We start from the raw sequence: 10,886 nt of genomic DNA, 5'->3' as shown, positions 1-10,886 counted from the left end.
CACTCATCGGTCCTTTGCCTCTCCTCTGACACTTGCGGTCGCTTGTGGAGCCTGGATGCGTGATGGACGCGCCAACCAGCCGGCGAGCGTCAGTACGACGATCAGTCCGGGGATGACGGCGGCCGATGTACCGAAATGATCTGCCAACGGGGAGTAGCAGATCAACGTCAATCCCGTACCGACCAGTAGGATGACGGCGGCGGACCACAGCCCGTACGAGACATAGGTGACCTTCGCACGATACGGGTAGCCTGCGACACCCGGTCCGCGCCCGAACAGCCGCCACAGCGACAGCTGCAGGAAGCGGCGGCTCTCCCCGGACAGGTTCGTCACCCGCAGCGCGTAGCTGAGCATGCGGTAGCCGTCCAGCGGCGCGAGCGGGATCAGGTTCACCAGCGACTGCACCGCGCCGACGAGCAGGAAGCCCGCCAACGGCGCCCGCACCGCGGACTGCTCCGGCAGCAGCAGCCAGGCCGCCGCGAACGGCAGCAGGTAGGCCGCGTTGACCAGGGCTCCCGACGCCGCGATAGCGGCCTGCCTCCGTCGTGATTGGAGGTACAGGAGGTTGTCCACAGTGCACGATAGCGTCAGCATGCTGATACCGCTGACCGTGCAGCCGAAGTGTCGCGCCGACACGCCGTGCGCCAGTTCGTGCAGCGCAGCGCTCACCCAGACCAGCGCGAACACCGCGACGATCGCCCCCGGCTGCCCGCCGAGGCCGAGGAACCCGTCGACCAGCTCGCCCACGTGCAGGCCGAGCACGGCCAGCATGGCCGCGCAGGCCAGCGCTACGGCCAGCACGACCGGGCCGCGGATGGCGAGGCGCACCCACCCGTGGACCCGGTCCACCACCGCCGCGGCGTCGCGGACCAGGCGGAACCGGTGGATCCGGCCGACCTGCTCCGGGTCCGCCACGGCCACCGGGCCGCCGGCCAGCAGCTGCCGCCCGTGCAGCAGCCACAGCAGCTGCTCCCAGTGGCCGTCGCCCAGCCTGCGGCCGAAGGCCGCCGCGTACTCCGCGCCGATCTGCGCCAGCGAGCGCGCCCCGTCGAGCCTGGTGATCAGGAAATGCTCACGCTGGGCGATCTCGAACGCGCGCCCGCTGCACGGGTCCTTGACCAGGTAGACGGTTCCCGGCCCGCGCTGCAGCGGCGCGCTCAGCAGCAGGTCGCCGCGCAGCCGCGGGCGGGCGTCGGTGAGGGTGCGGGTGCTCACGGCGCCGCCTCCAGCCGTTCCCGCAGCGACCGGCCCAGCAGGTAGGACAGGTACGCCTCGTCGCGGATGGTGACGTGGAAGCGGTTGTTGGTCATGTGCAGGTACGGCGACAGCACCAGCGGCAGCGCCCGCTCCGGGTCGGTGACCGCCCGGTCGCCGGAGCCGTCCCACGAGCGCAGCACCAGTTCGCCGCGCACGGACAGCTCGCGGGCCCGGTCGGCCAGCTCGAAGCAGTGCACCGCCCAGGCGCGCAGGAACTCCGGCAAGCGGTCCAGCTCGCGGCGCTCCAGCACGTCCAGGACTTCCACGAAGCGGGCCGACAGGTCGCCGGCCATGTCGTCGTACATGCGGGCGTACTCGTTGGTGCCGATGAAGTTCGTGCCGGCGAACGCGCTGTGCCAGAACGTGTGGTAGCTGTCCAGGAAGTCGACCAGCTTGCGCCGGTCGGGCAGGAAGCAGGCCGTCATCACCAGCATCAGCTGCGCGGCGACGCCGAACAGCACGGGCCGCAGGTGCAGGTTCATGGTGCGGATCGCGTGCAGCACCGTGTCGCTGGAGTGCTGGAAGTGCCACTCCGCCAGGGCGATGCCGGCCGGGCCGCCGTACTTGCCGTACTCGGGCTCGTAGTCGCGGTAGGCGAAGGAGTTGTTCGGCTGCATGCGCATCTGGCCGTCGTCGCCGATCAGGTGCGCCGGGCGGCCGTCGGGGAACTCCAGCTCGAACAGCTTGTTGTAGAGCTCGCCGAGGAAGCCGGTGCCCATCTCGTACAGCGCGGGCCGCCGCCGCAGGAAGGCGTTGATCTCCGCCTCGGCGCGGGCCTTGACCTCGTCGGTGAGCTCCGGCCGGGCCGGCTTGAGCCGCAGCCGGATGTGCGTGCCCTCCAGCCAGTAGTTGATGAAGAAGTACCCGGCCAGCAGGCCGTCCTCGGTCAGCTCCTTCACCAGCGGGCCCACGCAGTGGGTCAGCAGCGGCTGCGGGTTGGCGGCGTAGAAGACGTGGATGGCGAGCCACTCGCCGGTGTCGACGCCCGAGGGCGCCGGAATGGTCTGGGTCATGACGATGCACCCCTGGGGTCCGTGTGCGCGGCAAGCGGCGCCGGCGACGCCGCGTGGTGCAGGGTCTCGATCGCGAACTCGGCGACGTGGTCGCCGCGCGCCGAGCCGACGTGCAGCTCGTCCTCGGCCGGCAGCATCTCCCGCAGCACGACCCGGGCCTCGGGGCTCTTCACGAGCGCCTCGAACGCGGTCAGCGACAGGAAGCTGTCGAAGTCGAGGTACTGCGGCTTGGCCCCGCCGACGGCGCGGCCGCCGTTGCCGTACAGGGTGGCGAACACCCGGCGCGGCACCCCGTGCTCGGCCCGCCAGCGGTTCCAGTCGAGGAACCAGTCGGCGTCCGTGCCCGCGGGGTTGCGCAGCGGCAGGTCGGCGACCAGCACCGACCAGCTGCGGCGGCTCACCACGAGGCGGCCGTGGCGCACCCGCGGCCGGCGGGACACGCCCCGGTCCGGCACGGCCGGCGCGACGCCGCCCCACACGTCGAGCCGGGCCATCGAGGCCGGCGACAGCAGCAGCAGGGCGCGAGAGATCTCCGGCAGCGCCATCGGCATCAGGTAGCCGAGGTACACCGGGATCACCTCGCGGTCCAGCCGCCGCGAGCGCAGCACCACCCGGTCGGCGTCCGCGTCGTGCTCCAGGTAGAGGTCGTCCAGCGGCAGCTGGTCGGCCTCCGGCACGGTGCTCGACTCACCCGGGCAGACGATCACGTAGTCGGTGAGCTGCCCGTGCAGGTTGAGGTTGGTGGACGCACTGCCACCGGTGACCTCGGCGAACACCGCCCCCGCCGGCTGGATGGCGGCCGCGTGGCGGCGCAGCCCGGCCGACAGCGGACCCGCCGCGCCGTCCTGGGCGGAGCCGTCGAAGCAGTGCGTGAACCGGCTGAACGGGAAAGACAGCCCGCCGAAGGACTGGTTGAGCACCAGCAGCGGGTCATCGGGCCGGTCCACCAGTTGCATGAAGTGGCCCTGCGGCACGAAGCCCCCCGCGACCGGGGCCAGCTCCTCCGCGACGTGGGCGATGAAGTCGTCGTCGATGACGATCTCGTCGCGCCCGGCCGCGTCCTCCCACAGCTTGCGCATCCGGCCGGCGAACTGCCGCCGGGCCGCGTCGAGCGCGGCGATCCCGGGCAGCGCCAGCCAGTTCTCCTCCGGCACGTACTCGTGGTCGTCGCCGAACGGCCGCCGGTCGGCGGTGTAGGACACGTACTGGTCGTACAGGTCCTCGTGGAAGTCCTCGACCAGGCCGAGCATGTCGTCGCAGCGCCCGCCGCGGCCGAAGCGGGCCAGGAAGAAGCCCTTGAAGGTGATCCGGTGCGCCAGCGTCATGTCGAACGCGGGCAGGATGCGCTCGATCCCGGAGATCGCCGGCCCGAACAGCTCCCGCCAGGCCGCGCCGGCGGCACGGACCGGCTGCTCGCCGGCCCGTACGTCCTCGTAGACCAGCGCCTGCGGCAGGGTCGCCGACTCGTCGCCGAGCCGGTGCTGGATCGCCTGCAGGCTCTCCCGCAGCTGCGCCAGCAGCCGCCGCCGCTGCCCGACGTCACCCGCCGGGTACGCGTCGAGGCAGGCAAGCGGCGTGTCCAGCCACCCCGCCACCTCGAACGCCCAGGACGCGCCGACCGCACGCAGCGACGCCTGGAAGGCGCGCACCGGGTCGGCGGTGTGCACATCGGTCTCCAGGCCCTGCACCTGGAGCATGCCCAGGCGCAGCAGTGTGGACAGGTACTGCTCGCACTCGTGCGGCAGGGTGCCCGGCTGGCGGGCCAGCCAGTCCACGATGTCGCGGCAGCGCAGCCGCGCCCCGTCGGCGAACAGCTCGATGATCCGGTCCAGGATCCCGCTGCGGCGCAGGAAGAACAGCCCGTCCTTGACCGAGTCGAAGCTGACCGAGGCGCTGTCGTCGCCGACGGTCACCCAGCGGCGTACGTAGCGGACCCGGTCCTCCTCGCGCCGCCAGCCCGGGCTGAGCGTCACCGGCAGGTCGCCGCGGCGGGCCGGGTCGGCCAGGATCAGCTCGGCGAGCCGGCCCAGCACGACCACGTTCAGCCGGACGTGGCTGGACCAGCGCGGGTCGGCGGTGATGCGGTGCGACCCGTCCCCGCCGGCCGCGTCCGTGTCGGCGAAATCGCCCAGCCCGATACCCGTGAAGGTACTGAAGGGGCTGGTCTTGCAGGCGGTGCGGTACAGGTAGGACAGCACCGAGCGCTCCAGCTTGCGCAGCTTCTTGTCCACCTTGCCGCCGGGGACCTCCCGGTGCAGGGCGTCGAGCTGCCCTTCCAGCACCGGGGAGGCCAGCAGCAGGCCCAGCCGCAGCCGGTCCTCGACGATCAGCTCGCGCAGCGCCGCGCGGTTGCGGTCCAGGTCCGCGGCGAGCAGCGCCGCGCCCTGGGCCCGTTTCGCGTCGACGCGCCGCCGGTCGTCGATCCAGTCCGACAGCTGGGCGGCCGTGAACACGTCCTGCGCCAGCACCAGCCGCACGGCCTCGGCCGGGTCGGCGGGCAGCGCGTTCTTGAAGACCTGCCGGCGCAGCGCCAGCAGCGCGCGGCGCGACTGGTCGTCGGAGTTGGCCCCGATCAGTTCGTGCAGCAGGTCGCTCAGGTGCGCGGCACGGCCGCGCAGCTGCTCCTCCAGCGCGATGACCTCGTCGGCCCACGCGCTCGCGCCGGCGCTGCGCAGCCCGTGCACCGCCTGCACCGGCAGGCCGGCGCTGCGGAGCATGAACTGCGGCCCCAGGCTCCAGGCCGGGGCGGTCGCCCCGGCCGGCCCGATGTCCTCGCCCCGCGGAGCGCGGGTCGGGGGTGATGTGTTCACGGCGGTCCCTCCATTCCCTTCGCTCAGACCAGCTCGTAGCGGAAGTCGGCAGGGTGGCGACGCTCGTGCCCGACCAGCATGATCAGCAGGGGCATCTCGCCCGTCTGCTCGATGCCGAGCTGCTCGATGTACGAGATGTTGTCGAATCCCAGCGCGACGCCGCAGCCCAGATCGAGGGCCGCGGAGGCGGTGTAGAAGATCTGCGCCACGGCGCCGATGGTCGCGTTGACCACGTTGTAGCCGCGGTCGCCGACGGCGTCGAGCACGGCCGCGGTGCGGATGGTGGGCACCACCACCGCGCCCGCCTGCTCCAGGTTGTAGTTGGACAGGAAGTAGTTGCGCTGCAGGAAGTCGCCCGGCGGCACCGGGTCGACCAGCCGCAGCGCGTGCGCCCTCGGGTCGTACTCGTAGCTGCCCGCGGGCACGCCCTGGACGTGGTTGACGAAGGCGTAGAGCTTGGTCAGGTTCACCTCGGCCGGTCCCGCGTCGCCGTTGAGGTTGGCCGTCGCGGTCGCCGCGAGCAGCGTGCCCAGCTCCCCCGCGGTCATCGCCCGCTCGGCCTCGAACCGGCCGAAGCTGCTGCGCCGGCTGCGCAGCGTGGCCCGGATCCCCGCGTCCAGCGGCTGCGGGGCGGGCAGGGTGATCCGCTCGCCGTCCGCAGGGACGGGCACGGCCGCCGCGGCGGCGAGCGCCCCGGGGTCCGGCCGCTCTGCGGCGTGCGCGCTGGTGGCCCGGTGGATCTTCGTCAGGGTCGGGAAGTGCAGCATGGTCCGCGACCGTTCCCGGTCGCGCAGCCGCACCGCGGGGGCCGGGTCGTCGCCCAGCTCGCCGTCGGCGGTCCCGGCCGGCCGGGACGCCGCGGTGCCGGCCCAGGCCAGCGGCACGACCGCGAAGACGCCTTCTGCGTCGCCGCCCGCACCGACCAGGTCGCCCAGCGCGGCCGCGTCGAACCACAGCGCGGGCTCGATGCGCAGGCCCTGTGCCTGCGCCCACATCCGCCAGGTCTGCAGCACCGTGCCGACGTCCATGCTGACGGCGTGGTAGGAGAAGCTGTTGTACTTGAAGGCGTTCTGCCAGTACTTCACGCCGATCACGAGGAACTGGTCGGTCCCCTCCGGCAGCGGCAGGTCGCCCAGCGCGCGGCGGACCCGGTCGGTCACGTCGCCGGTGAGCAGCCGCTGGAAGGCGTGCTGCGGGTTGGCGTAGTAGTAGATCCCGGGGGTCATCGGGCCGCTCGACCCGGACACCCAGTAGACGGAGCACGGGTAGAGCCCGCCGCCCGAGGCGGTGCCCCGGTGCCAGTTGGCGTACGCGTACTGCGGCAGCGCCGCCATGTCGGTGTTGGCCTGCACGCCGAGGCGGCGGCCGAGCAGCCCGTACGAGTCGCGCAGCATCCCGCCGAGCAGTGGCAGGGTGAACCCGGCCGCCTGCTCGCCGAGCGCGTCGAGCCCGGCCTGCACGGTGGCCTCCGCCGGGGGCGGCGCGTCGGGCAGCGGGAGGTTCTCCGCGTCCGGGTAGAACTTGCTCTTGCGCGGCGCGTCCGGCCAGTTCGGCTCGAAGTTGAACGGTGGCATCGCGACCCGCCCCCGGTGCATGATCGCCGTGGCGTAGTCATGGGCGTATCCCACGGTGGTTCCTCTCTCGTCGTCGTCGGCTCAGGGGAAGGGGTGTGGCGCCGGGTTCAGGTCCTGCGGACGCAGGTCGGAGTCGCGCAGTCCCGCCGCCCGCAGCGCGGTGCGCACCCGGGGCATCAGCGGGGCCCGCTGGCGCATCCAGCCGAAGTCGATCGGCAGCAGTCCGGGCACCAGCACGCTGACCGTGTGCAGGCCGAGGTCGCGCTGCTCGGGCATGGTCTGGTCGACCACGATCACGTCGAAGCCCTTGTCCGCCACCGCCTCCACGCAGCGCTGCAGGTCCTCGCGCAGGTCGATGGCGAGCGGCGGGGCGGGGCGGCTGCCCCCGTAGATCTCGGCGACCGGGCGTGCGGGCGTGTGCGGCTGCCCCTCCGGTCCGATGAGGAACTCGGCGTAGCGCCGCATCTGCGGCACGCCGTACATCAGCGGGTGGTCGTGCAGGCCGCGGACCAGGTCGAAGTCCTCGGTCAGCGTGCGCAGCCGGGCCTCGTCGGCCAGCGTGCGCCCGCGCACCTTCACCGAGTCGGTGGCGATCTCGCACAGCGCGGCGCTCATCGCCGCCTCCGGGTCGAGGCTCGCGCCGCCGCCGAAGCACAGCGTGCCCAGGCCCCCGTCGCGGCGTACGGCCACGCCGGTGACCACCGGGATGTCGAAGGTGATGCGGGTGTCGAAGAAGCGGGCCTGGTAGCCGTACATCGCCATCCGGTCCACCATGTGCCGGGTCGCCGGCCGGGCGCTGGACTGGGGGTCGATCTCCGGCAGCGCGCTGCGCCCGTGCCACATCAGCAGGAACGCGTCGCGCTCGACGAGCTCCATGAGCCCGAAGTAGATGGCCTCCTCCAGCGACCCGCCGGAGGCGCAGCCGTTGGAGGTCTCCTGCACGAACCGGTTCTCCATGCCGGTGGCGTGGTAGTACACCAGCACCTCGGGCACGAGCACGGGCCGCTGGTCGCGCAACGACCAGCCGTACACCCAGGGGATCTCCCGCTCCGGGGTGAACCGGGTGACGTAGGGGTTCTTCTCGTAGAACTCGTCGGAGTGCACCCCGCACACCCGCGGGTCGAGCGCGGCGTCGCCCAGTTCGAGCAGCGACGCGACGACCTTCGCCGGTTTGGCGCGGGCACGCAGCCCGGCGGCCCGTTCCATGCCCTCCAGCACCCCGATGCGCGCGCTGCGGGCGTACGTGTCGGCGTGGCCGCCGTAGAGCGTCTCCCGCAGGTACACCCCGGAGCGCAGGGTGAACGCGCCGATGGTCGGCGAGGTGGACACCGAGGACATGTCGTAGAGCAGGTTGGTGCTCAGCGCCCCGCACACGGGGTTGGCGAAGGCCTCCAGTTCGAAGCCGTAGTCCTCGACCCGGCGCACCCGGAACGAGTTCTGGTCCAGCTTCGGCGCGGGACGCAGCGTGATCTGCGCGCCTTCGGCGGTGTCGTCGAGCTGCCGGGCGCAGTCGGGGCACTCGGCGTCGGGCACCAGCGGCCAGCGCCGCACCCGCAGCGTCTCCAGGTCGACCTGGTAGACGCAGGCCGCCGCGTCGGCGCGCGCCGTCTGCTCCGCGCGGACCAGCTCGGTGATCAGGGCGGCGACCGTGTCGGCGGCGAACGCCGTCGCGTACGGGTTGTCCCCGACCGCCTCGGTGTCCGAGCCGAGCTCCAGCGCGTCCCGCAGCTCCGTCGAGCGGATCGACTGCCACCGCCGGGCCAGGCAGCGCCCGCAGGCGCCGGCCGTGCCGATCGGGCCCACGATGGCGGTGCGGCCGTACACGTGCACGGGCACGCCGCCCGCCGACGCCTCGGTCGCGGGACGCGACAGCTCGTCGCGTACCCCGAGCGCGCTCACCTCGACCGGCCGGCGCGTCCCGCCCCAGCGCTGGGCGCTGCGGCGCAGCGCGGCGTCGAGCGGCGCGCAGGTGCGGTCCCACAGGACCTGCGCGGTGGTCATCGGTCGGCCCTCCGTGCGAGCAGCACCCGGGCCGTGTGGATCCCGGCCGTGCGCAGGTCCTCGGGGGTGGTCGGGACGGCCAGCGCGGTCAGCCCGAGGCAGGTCAGCGCGTCGAGGACCCCGGTCCAGGTGGTGGCGGCGTCGAGGGTCGCGGCGGCGGACCCGGCCGGGTGCAGGGTGCCGGCGTCGAAGTCGCCGAGCACGGGGTCGCCGCAGTCGACGTCGGCATCCGCGGGCAGTTGCTGGCGCAGCTGCACCTGGCCGAGCAGGTCGCGCACCGCGGCCAGCGCCGCGGCCTGCCAGGAGGTGTCGGCGGCCACCGCCCACACCCAGCCGGCCCCCTCGGGCGCGGGGGTGCGCGCGAACAGCGCGTGCCCGGCCCCGTCGCTCGGCAGCTGCAGCAGGTCGAGCCGGATGCCGAGGTTGTGCGCCGACTTGACCAGGAAGGTCAGCTCGGCGTCACCGTCCATGGTGTCCAGCCCGATCCGGGTCACCTCGCCGCCGCGGATCGCCGCGGTCAGCGCCCGGTGCGCCAGCGCGGACAGCAGGCCCTGCCCGACCGCCTCGGTCAGGTCGGCGCCCGCGCCCGCACCGGCCCGGGTGGCGGCGAAGACCCGCCGCTGGTTGGCCGGGCCGAACGGCTGCACCGCCGCCACCGGCACCTGCACGGCCTCGCCGGTGGTCAGGCAGACCGCCGTGGTCTGCGGGCCGGCCGGGTCGCCGACCGCGGGCACGCCCGTGGCCGTGCCGAAGGCCGCCGCGTCGCACCGCGGCAGGGCCGGGTCCGCGGCGGGCAGCAGTCCCGCCCGCTCCACGTAGACCACCGCGGCCTCGTGCAGTGCCCGGCGGCGCGCGCCCGCGACGTGGTGCACGTCGAAGGCGGACACCTGGCGGCGCTGCCCGGCGACGGTGGCCAGCTCGACGGTGCTGAGCTTGAGCGGGGTCTGCGTCCACTGCTCGTCGGTGTACTTCACGAACACGCCGGTGTGCGGCTGCAGCAGCATCGCGCGGGCGTTGAGCTCCTCGACCAGGGCATCGGCCGCGTCGTCGGCGTTGGCCTCGGCGTCGGCGCGCGCGGCGGCCGCGGCGGCGAGCACCACGTCGGCCGTGGTGCGCCAGGAGGTGTCGAGCACGTCGTCGACGGCCGTCGTCGACGGGCCGCAGTGCGGGCAGCGCGGATGCGGCAGCAGCCGCTCGCTGATCACGTCCAGCGAGGCCAGGTTCTGGATGATCACCTTGCCCGCGGTCTCGGCCGGCAGCGCGCCGGTGGCGATCCGGAACACCTCGTAGCCGAGCAGGTTGCCGATCATCGCGGCCAGCGGGCCGCCCGGGCGGCGCACGGGGGCGGCCACCGCCTCGGGCAGCGCCACCGTGCTCCACAGCGCGGCGCCGACACCGGCGTCGCCGTTGGCGCTCAGCCGCAGCGCGGAGCAGGTCCAGCAGCCGGTCGAGCCGGCGGTCATCAGCGGGCCGACGACGGCCCGCTCGCCGAAGACCCAGGTCGGCACCAGCGTCTTGCCCTCGGGCACGCCCGCCGACAGCAGGCGCAGCGTCTGGTACGGCGCGCGCTCGCCGCCCGCCACCACGACCACGTCGTAGTCGGCGAGGTCGGCCCAGTCGAACACGGACCCGGCCCCGCCCAGCGGCAGGATGGTCACCGGCGCGGCGGCCGCGGTGAGCTCGGCGGCCTCGGCCAGGTTCTGCTCGTGCAGGTCGGCCGCCTCACCGCCGCCGGGCACCACGCCGATGGCGGCCGCACCGTTGCGGACCAGGCTGGAGGCGCACCAGCGGGCGACCGGCGACTCGCCGAGCACGGCGATCCGGGCCTGCCGGAACCGGTCGAACCGGGTCTCCGGGGCGTCGGCGTAGTGGTCGATGTAGGCGATCTGCGCGGCGAAGCGCTCGGCGACCGCGGCGGCCAGGATCGGCTCGCCGGTTCCGTCGTCGGTCGGCTCCGCCGCCCGCGCGAAGTCCCGTGCGTACAGCGCGCTCACCAGCTCGCCGACCATCTCCCGCTGGTCGTCGCCGAGCCCCTGGCAGATGTCCGCGACCCGGTTGCGACCGGTGAAGTGCGGCATCAGCAGCGACGCCAGCCGGTACGCCGTCTTGGCGTTGACCCGGAAGCCTCCCTGCGAGTTGTGGAACAGCACACCGTCGGGTGTGCGGGTGAACAGCAGGTCACGGCGGACCCGCGGGCGGGTGTCGGCGACTCGTTCGTAGGCGGTGGTCAT

At 73.5% G+C, this 10,886-nt stretch carries 6 protein-coding genes; all 6 read right to left on the bottom strand.

Features of this window, described 5'->3' with window-relative positions; all coding sequences use genetic code 11:
* Window positions 1-3: 3 nt before the first annotated feature.
* Genes F9C41_RS31225 through F9C41_RS31200 form a run of 6 tightly spaced genes read right to left on the bottom strand, consistent with a single transcriptional unit; the run spans window position 4 to window position 10,886 of the window.
* Window positions 4-1,215, bottom strand: a complete 1,212-nt coding sequence (locus F9C41_RS31225) for a metalloprotease (protein ID WP_155390403.1) — start codon at window positions 1,213-1,215, stop codon at window positions 4-6.
* The gene (locus F9C41_RS31220; protein WP_155390402.1) at window positions 1,212-2,270 is read right to left on the bottom strand and encodes a lantibiotic dehydratase C-terminal domain-containing protein; all 1,059 of its coding nucleotides are present in this window, start codon (window positions 2,268-2,270) and stop codon (window positions 1,212-1,214) included. The genes F9C41_RS31225 and F9C41_RS31220 overlap by 4 nt, the downstream gene beginning before the upstream one ends.
* Entirely contained in the window at window positions 2,267-5,080 is a 2,814-nt protein-coding gene (locus F9C41_RS31215) for a lantibiotic dehydratase (protein WP_230690152.1), read from the bottom strand. The genes F9C41_RS31220 and F9C41_RS31215 overlap by 4 nt, the downstream gene beginning before the upstream one ends.
* A gap of 23 nt (window positions 5,081-5,103) precedes the next feature.
* Entirely contained in the window at window positions 5,104-6,675 is a 1,572-nt protein-coding gene (locus F9C41_RS31210; protein ID WP_230690187.1) for a nitroreductase family protein, read from the bottom strand.
* Between the two features lie 60 nt (window positions 6,676-6,735).
* Window positions 6,736-8,655: a TOMM precursor leader peptide-binding protein gene (locus F9C41_RS31205; protein WP_155390400.1), complete on the bottom strand. Its 1,920-nt coding sequence runs from the start codon at window positions 8,653-8,655 to the stop codon at window positions 6,736-6,738.
* A complete protein-coding gene (locus F9C41_RS31200; protein ID WP_155390399.1) occupies window positions 8,652-10,886 on the bottom strand; it encodes a TOMM precursor leader peptide-binding protein in 2,235 nt (744 codons plus the stop codon). The genes F9C41_RS31205 and F9C41_RS31200 overlap by 4 nt, the downstream gene beginning before the upstream one ends.

Source organism: Catellatospora paridis (assembly GCF_009720365.1).
Taxonomy (GTDB): Bacteria; Actinomycetota; Actinomycetes; order Mycobacteriales; family Micromonosporaceae; genus Catellatospora; species Catellatospora paridis.
This window is presented reverse-complemented; position numbering and strand designations above follow the sequence as displayed.

Bases quoted from the DNA above. Each gene is read 5' to 3' on its own strand.
- F9C41_RS31220 (WP_155390402.1), bottom strand. From the start codon at position 2,270: ATGACCCAGACCATTCCGGCGCCCTCGGGCGTCGACACCGGCGAGTGG.
- F9C41_RS31210 (WP_230690187.1), bottom strand. From the start codon at position 6,675: ATGCACCGGGGGCGGGTCGCGATGCCACCGTTCAACTTCGAGCCGAAC.
- F9C41_RS31205 (WP_155390400.1), bottom strand. From the start codon at position 8,655: ATGACCACCGCGCAGGTCCTGTGGGACCGCACCTGCGCGCCGCTCGAC.
- F9C41_RS31200 (WP_155390399.1), bottom strand. From the start codon at position 10,886: ATGACCACCGCCTACGAACGAGTCGCCGACACCCGCCCGCGGGTCCGC.